Annotated in this window: 13 protein-coding genes; 4 read left to right on the top strand and 9 right to left on the bottom strand. The window is 67.5% G+C overall.

What is annotated here, in order from left to right; genetic code table 11:
- Window positions 1-251: 251 nt before the first annotated feature.
- Window positions 252-2,603 carry a DUF2298 domain-containing protein gene (locus tag AC5FRW_RS09935; protein WP_493568296.1) on the top strand — a complete coding sequence of 784 codons (2,352 nt, stop codon included), beginning with the start codon at window positions 252-254 and terminating at the stop codon, window positions 2,601-2,603.
- A 4-nt stretch (window positions 2,604-2,607) separates the two neighbouring features.
- Here the strand turns inward: AC5FRW_RS09935 and AC5FRW_RS09940 are convergent, their stop codons facing one another.
- Window positions 2,608-3,258 carry a cob(I)yrinic acid a,c-diamide adenosyltransferase gene (locus AC5FRW_RS09940; RefSeq protein WP_493568297.1) on the bottom strand — a complete coding sequence of 217 codons (651 nt, stop codon included), beginning with the start codon at window positions 3,256-3,258 and terminating at the stop codon, window positions 2,608-2,610.
- A gap of 166 nt (window positions 3,259-3,424) precedes the next feature.
- Here AC5FRW_RS09940 and AC5FRW_RS09945 point away from each other — a divergent pair, with 166 nt between their 5' ends.
- Window positions 3,425-4,327: a hypothetical protein gene (locus AC5FRW_RS09945; RefSeq protein ID WP_493568298.1), complete on the top strand. Its 903-nt coding sequence runs from the start codon at window positions 3,425-3,427 to the stop codon at window positions 4,325-4,327.
- On the opposite strand, the gene AC5FRW_RS09950 is transcribed toward AC5FRW_RS09945, so the two are convergent.
- The 7 genes from AC5FRW_RS09950 to AC5FRW_RS09980 form a co-directional block, all read right to left on the bottom strand.
- On the bottom strand, window positions 4,328-5,047 hold the full coding sequence (locus AC5FRW_RS09950; protein WP_493568299.1) for an adenosylcobinamide amidohydrolase: 720 nt from the start codon (window positions 5,045-5,047) through the stop codon (window positions 4,328-4,330).
- The gene (locus AC5FRW_RS09955; protein WP_493568300.1) at window positions 5,040-6,089 is read right to left on the bottom strand and encodes a threonine-phosphate decarboxylase; all 1,050 of its coding nucleotides are present in this window, start codon (window positions 6,087-6,089) and stop codon (window positions 5,040-5,042) included. The genes AC5FRW_RS09950 and AC5FRW_RS09955 overlap by 8 nt, the downstream gene beginning before the upstream one ends.
- A gap of 41 nt (window positions 6,090-6,130) precedes the next feature.
- A complete protein-coding gene (locus AC5FRW_RS09960) occupies window positions 6,131-6,682 on the bottom strand; it encodes an NTP transferase domain-containing protein (protein ID WP_493568558.1) in 552 nt (183 codons plus the stop codon).
- Entirely contained in the window at window positions 6,682-7,434 is a 753-nt protein-coding gene (gene cobS, locus AC5FRW_RS09965; RefSeq protein WP_493568301.1) for an adenosylcobinamide-GDP ribazoletransferase, read from the bottom strand. The genes AC5FRW_RS09960 and cobS overlap by 1 nt, the downstream gene beginning before the upstream one ends.
- Window positions 7,431-8,390 carry an adenosylcobinamide-phosphate synthase CbiB gene (gene cbiB / locus AC5FRW_RS09970; RefSeq protein ID WP_493568302.1) on the bottom strand — a complete coding sequence of 320 codons (960 nt, stop codon included), beginning with the start codon at window positions 8,388-8,390 and terminating at the stop codon, window positions 7,431-7,433. Before cbiB ends, cobS begins: the two co-directional genes overlap by 4 nt.
- The gene (locus AC5FRW_RS09975) at window positions 8,387-9,028 is read right to left on the bottom strand and encodes an HAD family hydrolase (RefSeq protein ID WP_493568303.1); all 642 of its coding nucleotides are present in this window, start codon (window positions 9,026-9,028) and stop codon (window positions 8,387-8,389) included. The genes cbiB and AC5FRW_RS09975 overlap by 4 nt, the downstream gene beginning before the upstream one ends.
- Before the next feature lie 584 nt (window positions 9,029-9,612).
- Complete coding sequence (locus tag AC5FRW_RS09980; RefSeq protein ID WP_493568304.1) at window positions 9,613-10,599, bottom strand: aldo/keto reductase; 987 nt, start codon at window positions 10,597-10,599, stop codon at window positions 9,613-9,615.
- Between the two features lie 670 nt (window positions 10,600-11,269).
- On the opposite strand from AC5FRW_RS09980, the gene AC5FRW_RS09985 reads away from it, so the two are divergent.
- Both AC5FRW_RS09985 and AC5FRW_RS09990 read left to right on the top strand, forming a co-directional pair.
- A complete protein-coding gene (locus AC5FRW_RS09985; RefSeq protein WP_493568305.1) occupies window positions 11,270-12,196 on the top strand; it encodes a phosphotriesterase family protein in 927 nt (308 codons plus the stop codon).
- Window positions 12,197-12,345: 149 nt separating this feature from the next.
- Window positions 12,346-14,208, top strand: coding sequence for a S9 family peptidase (locus AC5FRW_RS09990; protein WP_493568306.1), 1,863 nt, complete (start codon window positions 12,346-12,348; stop codon window positions 14,206-14,208).
- A gap of 22 nt (window positions 14,209-14,230) precedes the next feature.
- On the opposite strand, the gene AC5FRW_RS09995 is transcribed toward AC5FRW_RS09990, so the two are convergent.
- Window positions 14,231-14,728 (bottom strand): PPC domain-containing DNA-binding protein, encoded by a 498-nt coding sequence (locus tag AC5FRW_RS09995; protein WP_493568307.1) that lies wholly within the window; start codon window positions 14,726-14,728, stop codon window positions 14,231-14,233.
- Window positions 14,729-14,767 lie beyond the last annotated feature (39 nt).

Below are 14,767 nucleotides of genomic sequence, written 5' to 3' on the forward strand. Positions count from 1 at the left end.
GAGCGCCGCAGTCTGTGTGCGCGCTGCACCACCGGAACCCACGCTGGAAGTGCTGCTCGGCAACTGCGACCGGGATGACCGACTCGATAAGAGAGGGTTACTCTCGCTGACCGGCGTGAATGTCCCCTCGAAATGCATCGTCGGCCAGTCGAGATACACCAGCGATAACGACACCCAGCCCCGCCACAGCGGCCCGCTAGCAGAATAGTCGCGTCATTACAATACGCCGACCGGCAGTTCGATTCGGTACGATGGAATACGGGGTCGTGGTCGTGTGGCTGGTGTGCTGTCACGCGCTCGCGGTACTTGGACTACCAGTGGCTGCCGTCGTCTTCGATCAGTTCCCCAACGACGGGGCCGCCTTCGGGTTCCCGATTGTCGCGGTGCTCCTCACACTCGTCGTCTACTGGCTCGGCCGAGTGTGGTTCGGACCGGTCGCCGTCGTCGCGGCCATCGTCGTGCTGGCGGCACTCGACCTCGGCATCCTCGTCCGGCGAAATCGCAAGCTTCGGCTGCGAGCCTATCGCGGCCCGGCGGCCGTCTTTACCGTCGTCTTCCTCGCGGTCACGGCCATCCGGGCGGTCGATCCGGCGATCTACGCCCACAGCGGCGAGATGTTCCTCAATTTCGGGCTGTTGAAGTCCCTCGAACGGGCGAGTACGCTGCCGCCGGAAGACGTGTGGCTCGCCGGCCAGCCCGTTCGGTACTACTACGGCGGCCACCTGCTCGGGAGCGTGCTGGCGACGCTGACGACGACGCCCGCCCGTTACGCCTACAATCTCCACCTGCCGACGATCCTGGCGACGCTGGCGACGGCAAGCTACGGACTCGCCGGGGCGATCGGTGCTGGTCACGGCGTCAGTCACCGCGTCGCCGGTCTCGCAGGCGTGTTCTTCACCAGTGTCGCCAGCAACACGTTCGGGTTCGTCCAGCTCGTCGTCCGGGAGCTACCCGCACCGCTTGCGACCGACATCGCGGGCGTCCTGCACGTCGATCCGGCACTCGTGACGAGCGACAGCTTCAGTTACACGCAAGCGTCGGGCTTTCGCCCCCACTTTGCACCGCTGGACTTTCCCCTGTTCTCGACGTTCCACGGCGGCTTTCACCCCCACGTGATGAGTCCCCCCTTCCTTCTCTTGCTCGGGGCGCTGCTGTTCGCGTACGTTCGCACACCCGCAGTCGAGCAGCGTCGACGCTGGGCACTGCTCGGCGCGACGGCTCCCGTGACTGGCTTCGTCCTCTTGACGAACTCGTGGAGCTTTCCGACCGCCTGCGGACTCGTGATGCTCGCCGTCGCACTCGCGCCGGCCCACCCCGGTACCCTGCTCCCCTGGTGGGAACCAATGGCGGGTAGCCACACCACCGAAACACCGCCCACATCGCCCCTCTCGACCGACGGCGGCCGCTCGATGGGCGCGGTCAGGCGAGAAGTGACGAGTGTCCTCGGTGGCTTCGCCGTCGCAGCGTGGCTGGGGGTCTGCGCGATGGTGCTCGTCGGACCCTACGTCGGCCGTCTGAACGGCGGTCTCGAACTCGGCCTGTTCCCCGACCGGAGCGGGCTTGCCGTCCTCGTCTTGCTCCACGGTGCCTTCCTCGTGGTGTTCGTCACCTATCTCTGGCCGCACCTCCGTGCACTCCTGACCCCGCGAGAGCCAGACGAGACCCGGCAGTCGGGACGACACTGGACGCTGCTGGCTGCCAGCCTCGCCGCGAATCTGCTGTTCGTCGGCGTTATGCTCGACGCCGCGTCGTTCGCGGTGTACGGGACGCTCGTGGTCGTCGGCTGGCTCCTGCTCCGGCGTTCGTCTGTCGGGTTCGAAACGGTGTTGCTGATCGCTGGCGCGGGACTGGTCGTCCTCGTCGACGTGGCCTACCTCGACGACCCCGCGAGCATCGGTCGGTACAACACGGTGTTCAAAGCCTACGCACAGGTGTGGATCCTCTGGAGTGTGGCTGCCGCCGTCGCGCTCACCCGGATCCTCGCACGTGGGCGCGGCCCCGGCGAGGAGTTGCTCTGGGCGACGAAGTCCCTGCCGCGCCCCCGTGTCGTGGCGACGGCCCTCCTGCTCGTCTCGCTGTCGCTGTGGGGCGGCGTCGCCACAGCGAACCACTTCACCGGTACGACGCCGATCTACGGGCCGATGTACAGTCAGGTCGACGACCCGACGCTCGACGCACTCACACCGGAGGGCGAGCGCCACCCCGCGGAGATGGCGGCGATCCAGTGGCTCGACGATCGCGAGGGGCGGCCGACGATGGTCTCCGCCGTCGGAAACAAGACGTTCCGCTGGGAGGCAAATCCCGCCGCGACGCTGACCGGCGTGCCGACAGTCGCCGGCTGGAAACACGCGACGTACTACCACGGCGAGGCGATCTATCAGGAGCGAGCCGAGCAGGTCGCGACGGTGTACGATGGCAGCGTCGCAGAACGAACGCGGGTGCTGAAACGGTACGACGTGCGCTACATCTACCTCGGGCCAACCGAGCGCGAGCGCTACGGTGACGTACCTTTCGCTCGCCAGCGTGGGATCAGCGTCGCCTTCGAGAACGAGGCCGTGACCATCTACGCGGTCGAGCAGTCCACGCTCGACGGCGACGGCTGACTCGTCAGAACTCGGTCCCCTTTCGCGCGCCCTGACCGGCGTCGAGCGGGTGCTTCTCTTTGGCGACGTTGGTCACCAGATCGGCGTGGTCGAGGAGGAACTCGGGCCGTTCGTGGCCGCCCGTGAGCACGAGTTCGAGACCGTCCGGGGCGCGCTCGATCAGGTCGATCACGTCGGCCGGCGTGATCAGATCGCGGTTCGCGGCGTAGACGATCTCGTCGAGCACCAGCATGTGGACGCCGTCCTCGGGCGGGCCATCGAGCGCCAGCGGCGCATCCAGATCGGCGTCGCCGGCCGCCTCGACCAGTTCCTCGGCCCGTGCCAGCGCACCCTTCGCGCGGGCGTGGTGTTCGTCGTCGTCGCTGCCATCGAGGAAGCCGTGCCAGCCGTAGTGACCGGCGTTCTCGTAGCTCATTCCGGGCAGCGCCGCGATGGCGTTGTACTCGCCGCGCACGTCTTCGACGGACGCGGTGCCGCCCTTCATGAACTGGAGGAGATGCACGCGATACCCGTGGCCGGCGGCCCGCATCGCCATCCCGAGCGCGGCCGTCGTCTTTCCTTTCCCGTCGCCCCACCACACCTGTACGAGACCGAACTCCTCGGGGGCGCTGGGGGTGATCTGTTCGGCTCGCGGTCCTGCGGGTTCGTCGGTCATAGCTCGTCGTTGGCAGTCGGCGATCATCCGTGTGGCGGTCACGACGTTCGATTCGTGTCCAGAGTGGAGAAAGAATATTGCAGGTCCACTAGACAGGACTACCATGCGCCGCCGTGTCCTCCTCACCACGCTCGTCACTGGGATCGGATTGGCAGGCTGCCAATCGATGAGAGACGCACCACGGACCGAACGAACGGACACTCGAACTGAGACCGCCGATCCGCCAGTCAGGACAGCCGACGGCACGGCCGCCTCCCGCTTTGCGGGCCGCTCGCTGCCAGCCTTCCAGCATGGAACGATCCAGTGGTACCACGAGAGCGACCAGTCGACGCTCACGTACGTGTATCCCGAGCGAGAGCGCCTCGAATGCCCCGGACGAATCGCCTTCGAACTGTTCAACAACACGTTCACTGCCAAGACGTGTGGCCACTGGAACCTCCTCAAGCTCGTCGACGACGAGTGGTTCCACATCGGACCGGTAAGGCACAGCCTCCTCTGTCGATCGGTGCCAGCCGTGAGCAGTGTGCGGTGGGTGCTGGCTGCGTTCGCTGGGCGGAGCAAAGCTGTCGAGAGCACGCCGTCGAAAGCCCGGACACGGGCTGTCTACGACCGAGGATACCTCGGCGGCGGCGAGTACGCGGTCGTCGCCGGCTACGGCCACGAGACTGACTTCAGTGGCGCACTCGTGGAACTGGTCGGCGACCCCGCCACGGTCACCCCCGATCCCGCTGTCGAGACGACGCGAGACGGCGAGACCGTGAGAGTGACGACACCGAAGTGGAGCGACGAGAACCACTCAGACGAGGGAGTGTTCGTGCTGACACGCGCCGACGCGGCCGACGAACGGATCATCGCCGAGCAGGTGATGCGCCAGCGAGACCCGGGCTCGACGGGGATGTTCAAGAACGCACTCCCGTTCCTGACGGATGATATCGAACGCGTCGTCGTCCGCACGAACGACTTCACGGCCGAGGAGGCGGCTGGCAAATCAGAGACCGGCAGGGGACGGCGACGGTTCGAATTTCGTGGCGAGGCCTACGAGGCCCGTCTCGAAACCACCGAGAAGTGATCACCGCTGCGTCGGCTCGAACACCGTCGCCGTCCGGTCAGTGACGACGCCGTAGCGGGCATCCTCGACCGACGCCGGCGGTTCGTCGTCGGCGTACCGGGCCGCAAAGCTCGCCCGGATGGCGTCGCGAACGCAGGCCCGCGCCGCCGATCCGACCGCCGTCGCGCTCCCGGCGAACGCCGCCCGGTCGCCGTTCGGGTTACTACCCACGAAGGCAGCATCGCTGGTCGTCCCCGGCACGCCCACCAGTGTCGAGAGCGTGGCGGCCTTGGCTTCGACACAGGCCGCGAGCAGTTCCGCGAGCGTGCCGTCGTCGAGCGCGCGGTCGGTGCCGACGACGAGATTGACCGTCCCCGGCCGCCAGTCGGCGGTCTCGTCCGGCGCGGGACCAGTCGAGTCGGTCGCGTCCGGATCGAGCGGTAGTGCTGCGGGGTTCGAGACCCCGACCGTCGCCACGGCAGTCACGGGTCCAGTACGCGCACAGCGGGCGTGAGCCACGTCGACGCCGGTGAGCAGGCCCGGCCCGTCGACCGTGAAATCGGCCCGGCGGCGGCGCTCGTCGACGTACGCTTCGAGGTCGGTGCGGTCGAACCCCTCGGGAACGGTGACGTTGTAGACGGCGTCGGCCCGGCGATAGCCGCCGGCGTAGCCGGTCCCGAGCCAGCGCGTGCCCTCGCTGTGACACTGACAGACGCCGTCTCGACGCCGGGCATCAAGCATCGAGCACGCCCAGCAGTTGCTGATTCTCGTCGGGCATCCTGACGGCGACGCGGACGTGCGAGTCGAGTCCGCGGAAGGTGCGGGCGTCACGGATCGCCATGTCGTACTGGCGTACGTCCTCGATGAGGTCGTCGACGCTGTCGTCCCCGTCGAGTTCGAGCAAGAGGAAAGGCGCGTCCGACGGGTAGACCCGGAATCGGCCCGAAAGCTGTGTCCGCATGCGTTCGCGCTCGGTGCGGACTCGCTCGCGGGTGGCGGCGACGAAGGCCTCGTCGCGCAGGCAGTAGGTGCCGACGGCGGCGGCTGGCTCGCCCATCGACCACGCGATGCGAGCGGTGTCGAGGCGGTCGCGGTGTCGCCCCGTCGCGACGGCGTAACCGGCGCGCAGTCCCGGCAGCCCGTACAGTTTGGTCAGCGACCGGACGACGACGACGCCCGGCGTGCCGGCGAGCGAGGACTGGTCAGTAAAACCCAGAAACGCCTCGTCGACCAGCAGCGTCGTGCCGACCTCGCGACAGCGCTCGGCGAACTGTCCGAGCCGGTCCCGGTCGTAGCACTCGCCGGTAGGGTTGTTCGGATTGCAGACCACGACGAGTTCGTGGTCGACCGGGTCGGCGTCGAGGACGGTGTCGTGGTCGACGAACGTCGGCTCGGCCCCCTGTAGGCGGACCTCGCGGGCGTACTCGCCGAAGCTCGGTGCGAGGAGGAGGACGGAGTCGTCGGGCCGGAGGGTCGTCTGGCAGGTGAGCCTGATCGCGGCGAGTCCACCCGCCGTCGGGATCACCTGCCGGGCTTCACAGCCGACGACCTCCGCGGCGGCCGCCCGGAAGGCACAGTAGTCCTCGGAGGGGTACCGGCTGGCAGTCGCCAGCGCCGACTCGTAGACCCGAGCGGTCCCCTCGGGCATCCGTGGGTTCGTGTTAGCGCTGAAATCGAGCAGCCACGGATCGTCCGTACTACCGTGGGGGACGCGGCCGTTCTCGTCCATGGTACCTTCGTGGGCACCACCGGCTCTGAGATCGTCGACGGCCTCCGGGAACATACACGTGTTACTGACGGTAACGCGGATAATTCTTTCGAGCGTCAGCGATCCGAGCAGAATCGGTCACGAGCGACGGCGGCGTCGCCGGGTCGATTGACGTTGACCGCGAGTGCCGGCTCGTCGAGGACGATGGTTCGAGAGCGGCCGTCCCCGACGACGTTGACGCCCGTCGGTGCGACCGTCTCGCCCCGATGGTCGAACGTCGTGTCGACGCTGACACCGAGCGAGCGCTTCAGTTCGGCGGGGACGGCGACGGTCAGCGAGCCGGTGTCGTGAGCGTCGATGACGCGGTCGACGACCGGGCCGGTCAGGAGTGGGAGGTCCGCCGCGACGGTCAGCGTCGGCTCGGCGATCCGGTCGTCCGCGAGTGCCACGTCGAGGTCGGCGACGTAACCGTCGCCGGGCGTCTCGACCGTCGGGACGGCGACGTGGGCGGTCGTCGCCGGTGTCGCCGGGGACGTGGCGACGAGGACCCGCTCTGTGGCACTCGCCGCGAGCGCGTCGAGGACCGCATCGATCAGTGGCCGACCGCCGACGCGGACGAGTGGCTTTTCCCGATCGGTGTCGAGCCGAGTCCCGCATCCGCCGGCCATCACGAGAGCGTCCACACGATCACCCCCGCGTGCAGCGCGGCGACCCGCGCCAGTTCGTTCGTCGCACCGAGCACGTCGCCGCCGACGCCACCGAGGTGGGTGTCGGCCCAGCGTTCGGTGTACAGGGCGACCACCACCGCGGCGAGGACGGCGGCGACACCCGCCAGTGGCGCGCCGGCCAGCCCGGCGAGGAGAACAGCCGGGAGCGCAGTGAGCGCCGGGACCGGGAGGTCGCGGGCGTCGTGTCCGTCGAGAAACGACGAGCCAAAGCCCTCGTGGCTCGCCGTCCCGCGACAGACAAGCGTCGCCATCGCGAGTTTCGCGCCGACCTCGCTCGCGAGGACGAGCGCCGCGGCGACCGCCACCGGAAGCGATGCCAGCGCAAGCCCGGCCATCGTCACCCCGAGCAGGCCGACGGCCAGCGCCAGTACCGCGCCGACGCCGACGGTCGTGTCGGCCATCACCGCACGTCGGCGGTCGGGATCACCGTGGACCACTGCGGCGTCCCCGAGGTCGGCCAGCCCGTCGGCGTGGTTGACGCCGGTGACGAGGACGAGCGCGACGACAAGTGCGAACGCCGTCGTCGGTGCCGCAAGGGGGAGGACGACCGCGACAGCGAGACACGCCCCGACGACGTAGCCCGCCAGTGGGAACGCCGCGGGCCGCTCGCGGAAGGCGTCGAACGCGCGCTCGTCGTGGCCGACCGGGAGTCTGGTGAGGAAGCCAAGCGCGCCACGGAGTGCTCGGATCACGCGATCACCCCCGAAGGCACGACGGGAGTGGTCGCCACGCCGGCGACGACGGCCGTCGAGAGGTACGCCAGCGCGCCGGCGACGGCGACGGTCCTGATGGCCCGCTCGCTCGCCGCTCGGTCGGGCAACGACGCGCCACCGTCGAGTTCGTACACCCCGGGCTTGACGAGCCGCACGCCGTGGGCGGCCGCGAGCGTTCCCATCGGCCACCCGGAGTTGGGCGAGGGAACGCCGGCGAGCCACGGCCGCGCGCGAGCGAGCGCGCCGAGGTCGGTAGCGACGACGGCGAGCAACAGCGCGCTGACGCGGGCCGGCAGCCACATCACGAGGTCGTCGAGGCGTGCGGGTGCCCAGCCCACCGGCTTCGAGCGATAGCCAAGCATCGAGTCCAGCGTGTTGACGGTTTTGACCCACGCCGCCCCGGCGGTCCCGAGCGCGAGCGCGGCCGTCGTCCCGCCGACCAGCGCCCCGACGGCGACGCCGACGGCGAAGGCACCGAGTGGCGCGACCAGCCCGTCGGCGAGGTTCTCGGCGACGCTCTCGACGGCCGCGCTGCGAACCTCGCCGGCAGAGAGAACGCTTGCGTCGCGGCCGGCCAGCGCGCGCAGCGACGACCGGGCAGCGTCGAGGTCCTGCTCGGTGGCCGCGACGGTATCGCGAGCCTCGTCTATGAGCATCCGCAGGCTCGTCGTGACGAACAGCACGAGACCAGCGACGAGCGCCGACAGCCACGGCGAGGCCATCCCTGCGAGGACGACGAGACCGCCGAGAGCGCTGCCCGCCGCGACCGGGAGCACGAGTGCGCCAGCGAGACCGACGAGACGCGGCCGTGCCCACTCGCGGTCCAGCGGCGCGACGAGGCGACCGAGTCCGGCGACGGGGTGGAAGCGACGGGGTGGCTCGGCGACGGCGACTTCGAGGGCTGCAGCGAGCACGACAGCGAGGGCGGCGATCACGGTCCCTCGCCCCCCGTCCGATCCGGTTCGTGGTCCGCGAGCCACGCCGGCAGGTCCGTCAATGGAACGTCGTCGAGCAGGAGCGCCGTCGCCCCGACTCGCTCGGCACCGCCGTCGGTGCGGGCGTCGTCGCCGACGTGGACGAGGGCGGCCAGCGAGCAATCGAGGGCGTCGGCAGTCGCCTCGAAGATGGCGTCGTGGGGCTTTCGCCACCCGCAGTCGACACTCGTGACGACGTGGGCAACGGCGATGTCGGCCCGGTCGAGCGTGCGATCGACGAGACCCGGCACGCTGCAGTTCGAGCAGACGGCGACCGGGCCGTGCTCGCGCGCCGCGGCGAGCGCGTCGCGCGCTCCCTCGCGTACCGTCACCGGAGCGTCGAAGGCGGCGAGTGTCGCTTCGCGAGCGGTCGTCTCGCTGATCTCGACGCCCCGACTGGCGAGCGCGAGGCGGACGTGTTCGTCCAGTGGCGCCTCCGCGCCGCGGTCGTACTCGCGGTGGGCGGTCCGGTACGCCCGCTCCCAGTCGTCTGGCACTCGCACGTTCCGGGCCGCGAGCGAGTCACCGACCGCCTCCCACGGCTCCGTGGGCCGGTCGGCGTCGACGAGCGTTCCGAAACAGTCGAACGAGAGTGCCACGGCCGTTGCATTACTGCAAGCACACTTGAACTGTGCGGTGCGAACCGGGGCCACCAGAAGCAGTGAAAGAAAACAGAGACGTTCTGTCTGCGGCCGAAAGAACTACTGGTCCCGACGACACTGTCCAGCGTAGCCTGCCGAAAGGAGACATCGGGTTCAGTCACATGAACGACGCGCGCCAGACGATCGTCTGACGAATGGCAACGTTCCGAAACGAAACCGACTGTTAAGTACCAGATTCCTTATATTGGAGTGGTCGTTTACAGTCAGATATAGTAAATAAAGCCACAGACAGCAGGTCATTCGGTTTCGAAGACAAACGTCGACAGCGAGATCGAAGTGTAGGCTCGGATCACCGTAAACAGTGTCAGTAAACCGATTTTTCTGGCCCCGGCGAGCGGATCGGGCGGCGAGGATCGGCCACTCGGCGAGTCGTCGAGGGTCGTCATCGACCGGACGAATACACCGAGACAGCTGGTGGTGAGTGGCTATCGAACAAGTATCATTTTCGAATAATATCACGAGCGGGCAGGCCCGACTGTCGGTCGGCCGTGGTCGAAGTCGACGGTGGAGGCGACCGGCGACTACCAGCGGTGGTGGACGTCGTCGAAGACGAACTCCTCGTAGATGTCCCGGATCGCGCCGTGGGTCTGATGGGAGAGGGGCGCCGCCTGGCTGGCAGCGGCGTTCTGGCGGATGTGTTCGGGCGAGGTCGAACCGGGGATCACCGTCGAGACGGCCTCGAAGTCGAGAATCCACCGCAGGGCCGTCTGGGCCATCGTCAGATCTTCGGGCACGTGCTCGCGGAGTTCGTCGACGGCGTCGAGGCCTCGTTCGTAGGGCAGGCCCGCGAAGGTCTCGCCACGGTCGAACGCCTCGCCCTCGCGATTGAAGTTCCGGTGGTCGTCCTCGGGGAAGGTGTCCTCACGCGACAGCTGGCCGGTCAGCAGGCCCGACGCGAGCGGGACCCGGACGATCACGCCAACGTCGCGCCGTTTCGCCTCCTCGAAGAACAGGTCGGCGGGGCGCTGGCGGAAGGGGTTGAAGATGATCTGGACCGTCTCGACGCCGGGGTACTCGATGGCCTTCAGGCCCTCCTCGACTTTCTCGACGCTAACGCCGTAGTGTTCGATCTTCCCCTCGGCCCGGAGCCGGTCGAGTGCCCCGAACGTCTCGCGCTGATAGTACGTCTCTGTCGGCGGGCAGTGCAACTGGAGGAGATCGAGCGTCTCCTGATCGAGGTACTCCCGAGAGCGGTCGACGAACGCCGAGAGGTGCTCGTAGTCGTAGTCCTCGGCGACGTGGGGGTCCAGTCGCCGGCCCGCCTTCGTCGCGACGGTCACGTCGTCGGCGTCGCGCTCGTCCAGGACGTGGGCGATGTGGCGCTCGCTGCGCCCGTCGCCGTACACGTCGGCCGTGTCGATGAAGTCGATCCCCGCATCGAGGGCGGCCCGGACGGCCTCGCGGCCCGTCTCGTCGTCGACCTCGCCCCAGCCACCGCCGATGTTCCAGGTGCCAAGTCCGACTTCAGTCACGTCGATACCCGTCGTGCCGAGTGTGCGCCGGTGCATACGCTGGCGATGGAGTCTGAACTACTTGTGTCTGTGGCTGGTGTGTGCCAACGAGCGGGACAGGAAACAAGCGACGGTGAGAGCCGGCCAGTGGCCGGAGACAGGCACGCGCCTCGTCGGCGCGACGGCGCAAGCACCGTGTCAGACGGACAGCTATCGGTCGTTACCGGATCGACCGCACGACGACAGAGAGTCGAGCGGGAAACGGTGCCAACCGTCCGAATCAGCGGGCGCCGCGTCGTAATCGTGGCCGCCGAAGATCATTCTCGCACCCACTTGGCCCGGCGGATATCGTACCCGCCACACGCCGGGCAGGAGTGGTACTGAACCTGGAGACCGGTCTCGCATCGCATGCACAGATACGGACGGTCCCCATCGGGTTCCCCGAGGTGGGAAACGTCTTTTGCTTTATCGAACACTCCCATTGACGACCACATGCTGCTTTGGCCCCACGCTGCTAAAAAGAGAGTTGATCGTTTATGCCATTTTACCCCGCTTCCGTCTGTCGATTCTCTCCAGACGCCACGAGATTGGCGACGGCTATCGGCCGAGCACACACCCGGTGAGTGAAGAGTCGTTACGACAAGCCTACGTTACCGGGTCGGTCACGCTGATCACACCGACCCGAACGTCCCAGAGAAGTTACCGTGTCGCCCACTAATTAGGAGCTATGCCAACACTGTACACGACACTCGGGACCTACAGTCGTGAGAACCTCGGCTTGATCCTCCCACACGAACACGTCTTCGTCGATCTGGGGCCACGCGAGGAAGCGAACTGGCGGGACGCCGACGTGGCACCGGTCGTCGAGCGAATGGGACCGATGCTCGAACGGGCACGTGACGCCGGCGTCACCGCGCTGGTCGAATGCACGCCGGACGGTGTCGGCCGACGTGTCGACATCGACCTGGCCGTGTCGGAAGCCACTGACTTTCCCATCGTCGTCCCGACCGGCGTCTATCAGGAGCCAGCGATCCCCGAGTGGGTCCGCGAGGCCAGCGAGGACGAACTGTACGAGTGGATGGTCGGAGAACTGACCGAGGGCGTCGGTGACACCGGCGTCAAAGCGGCGTGGATCAAGGTCAGTACGGACGACGACGATCCGACCGGTCTCTCCGACGACGAGACGAAGATTCTCCGTGCGGCGGCGCGTGCAGGCGCGGAGACCGGTGCCGTGATCGGCAGCCACACGCTCCACGAGGACGTGGTCCACCAGCAACTCGACCTGCTCGAAGCGGCTGGCTACACGGCCGAGCAGTTCATCTGGATCCACTCGCAGGCAGAGCCGGTGGCGGCCCACGAACGCGTCGCAGCGCGCGGGGCGTGGATCGAGTACGACTGGATCGGCGGCGACGACCAAGACGACCGACGCTACCTCGACCTGATCGAACACATGCTCGACGCCGGCTACGGCGACCAGCTCCTCCTGAGCCAGGACCGGGGCTGGTACGACCCGTCGGAACCCGATGGTGGCGAGACCAGAGAGTACACGTACCTCGTCGAAGAGTTCTTGCCCAAACTGCGAGCGACGGGGGTCGACGAGGCCACTGTCGAACGGCTCACTCACGACAACCCCTTCGACGCGTACGCCCGCTGACGGGGCGAGTAGGGTATCTCTACGGCGTCGTTTGACACTGCCTACGACCCTATCCATCGGGCCGGCGGGGCAAGGCGCGTGACCCTCGGCGTCGGTCCCGGTACCGGACCGGGCACAGTTTCTTATAGTACCGAGAACAGGACCGGATTATGGACGAGGATGTCCTCGAAGCACTGGCAAGCCTTCCGACCTTCCACCACGCGACCGTCTCGCCCGACGGGAGCGAAGTCGCCGTCTACTACGACGAGACGGGACGCAACGAACTCCACGTGATCGACGTGGCGACGGGCGAGCGCACCCGGTGGAGCGACGGCGACGTGCCGCGCAACGCCCGGTGGCACGTCGAGTGGGCCGCCGACGGCGAGCAGGTGTTCTTCCATCTCGACGAGGGCGGCAACGAACAGAACGATATCTACGCCATCGACCGCGAGGGCACGGTCGAGTCGGTCGTCGAGTTCGACGGCCAGAACACGCTCAACGACGTGGGTGAGGACGGCGAGACCCTCCTGATCGGATCGACCGCGACCGGCCAGATGCAACTGTACCGTCACGACCTCGCGAGAGGCGAGACGACACAGTTGACCGACTACGAGCGCGCGACCTACGCCGGCCTCCTCTCGCCCGATGGGGACCGGATCGCCTACGCGACAAACGAGACCGAGATCTACGAGAACATGGACACCTACGTCGCCGACGCCGACGGCTCCAACCCTCGAAATCTGGAGATCGGCGACACCGGCGCAGAGGTCGCGCCAGAGGACTGGGGACCCGACGGCGAGCGCCTGCTCGTGACCGACAACTCGACCGATCTGGGCCGCTGTGGCGTCTACGATCTGACGACCGACGAAGTCACCTGGTACGGCGGCGAGTTCGAGGAAGCCGCACACGAGTTCCTCCCCGACGGCGACCGCTTCCTCGCGACCCGGACCAGAGAGTGCATGGAAGAGATCGTCGTCTACGACATCGAGACCGGTGCGGCGACGACACTCGACCTGCCGCCGGGCGTCGCGTCGCTGGGCCGGGCCGGCAGCGCCGTCGTCGACGACGAGCAGCTCGTCCTCTCACACACGACGCCGGACCGTCGGCCGGATCTCTTGCGGTACGATCTGACCAGCGACGAGACCGATCCCCTGATCGAAGCCACGTACGGTGATCTCGACCCCGAGATGTTCGTCGACGCGGAGTACTTCACGTTCGAGTCGGCGGGCATGGCGGCGTTCGAAGACAGCGAGACGGTCCCGCCGGCACTCGACGGGACCGACAGCGAATCGCTGGAGATCGAAGCGTTGCTGTACGACGCCGGCGAACGCCCGTCGCCGGCCATCGTCAATCCCCACGGCGGCCCACGCGGACAGGACACGCGCGGCTTCGACCTGTACACGCAGTTCCTCTGCTCGCAGGGCTACAGCGTACTCAAGGTGAACTATCGAGGTTCGACGGGGCGCGGGCGGGAGTTCGTCCGCACGCTGTACGACGACTGGGGCGGCGACGAGCAGGCCGACATCGCGAAAGGGACGACGATTCTCGAAGAGATGGACTGGGTCGACGAGGACCGCATCGCCGTCTTCGGCGGTTCGTATGGCGGCTACTCGGCGTACTGTCAGATGACGATGTACCCGGAGCTGTACGATGCCGGTGTCGCCTGGATCGGTCTGACCGACCTCCACGACATGTACGAGAACACGATGCCCCACTTCCGAACGGAGCTGCTAGAGAAGAACGTCGGTTCCCCGGCGGAAAATCCCGACCTGTACGACGAACGAAGCCCCATCACGCACGCCGAGAACCTCGCCGCGCCGCTCCTGATCGTCCACGGCGTCAACGACCGTCGTGTCCCGGTCTCACAGGCCCGTCTGTTCCGCGACCGCCTCGACGAACTGGGCTACGAGGCGGGCGAAGACGGTGACTACGAGTACGTCGAACTCGGCGAGGAAGGCCACGCCTCGACCGACGTCGACCAGAAGATCAGGATGTTCCAGACGCTCGCTGACTTCCTCGACCGGCGGCTCTGAGGCGGCGTGCTTCCCGTTCGATCTATCGCCAGAGTGCCAGACCAGTCACGTCGTCGACCGTGCGCTCGCCCCTGTGGCATCGTTCACGCCACGTCTCGTCCGTCTTGATCGCCGGTGTCGACGCGGCTTCGCGTACGAGTGGGCCGTCGAAGACACGCATGTACACCTCGCCGACGAACACTGTCGCCCCCGTCAAGTGGCCGGCCACCACGTCCCCGTTCGGGCGCGCCAGTGTGGCGTGCGTGTGGGCGACGAGCGAGTCGTCCGCGTCGTCGATGCGAGCGACGTTGCCGACGCAAGCGGCGACCTCCATCGGTTCGTCGAACGTCGTCGACCCGTACGATCGGGCCGACTGGTCGTAGTACGACACTTCGGCGTCGGTGACGCCACCGATGGCGGTGAACCACGCGGCGTCGGCCTCTGCGGCCCCGGCCATCGCTTCGATTTCGGCACGCCAGTCCTCGCCAGCCCGTAGCGTTGCGACGTACTCACCGACTGTCTGCACCTCACGTAATTTCATTACTGGCCGGTTAGATTGAAAATGCATATATCTGACGTA

Source organism: Halomicrobium sp. HArcht3-1 (assembly GCF_058933345.1).

Excerpts from the sequence above, each read along its gene's own strand:
- AC5FRW_RS09995 (WP_493568307.1), bottom strand. The coding sequence starts at position 14,728 with ATGAAATTACGTGAGGTGCAGACAGTCGGTGAGTACGTCGCAACGCTA.
- AC5FRW_RS09940 (WP_493568297.1), bottom strand. The coding sequence starts at position 3,258 with ATGACCGACGAACCCGCAGGACCGCGAGCCGAACAGATCACCCCCAGC.
- AC5FRW_RS09955 (WP_493568300.1), bottom strand. The coding sequence starts at position 6,089 with ATGTTCCCGGAGGCCGTCGACGATCTCAGAGCCGGTGGTGCCCACGAA.
- AC5FRW_RS09990 (WP_493568306.1), top strand. The coding sequence starts at position 12,346 with ATGGACGAGGATGTCCTCGAAGCACTGGCAAGCCTTCCGACCTTCCAC.
- AC5FRW_RS09950 (WP_493568299.1), bottom strand. The coding sequence starts at position 5,047 with ATGCTTGATGCCCGGCGTCGAGACGGCGTCTGTCAGTGTCACAGCGAG.
- AC5FRW_RS09980 (WP_493568304.1), bottom strand. The coding sequence starts at position 10,599 with ATGCACCGGCGCACACTCGGCACGACGGGTATCGACGTGACTGAAGTC.
- AC5FRW_RS09960 (WP_493568558.1), bottom strand. The coding sequence starts at position 6,682 with ATGGCCGGCGGATGCGGGACTCGGCTCGACACCGATCGGGAAAAGCCA.
- AC5FRW_RS09945 (WP_493568298.1), top strand. The coding sequence starts at position 3,425 with ATGAGAGACGCACCACGGACCGAACGAACGGACACTCGAACTGAGACC.
- AC5FRW_RS09935 (WP_493568296.1), top strand. The coding sequence starts at position 252 with ATGGAATACGGGGTCGTGGTCGTGTGGCTGGTGTGCTGTCACGCGCTC.
- AC5FRW_RS09985 (WP_493568305.1), top strand. The coding sequence starts at position 11,270 with ATGCCAACACTGTACACGACACTCGGGACCTACAGTCGTGAGAACCTC.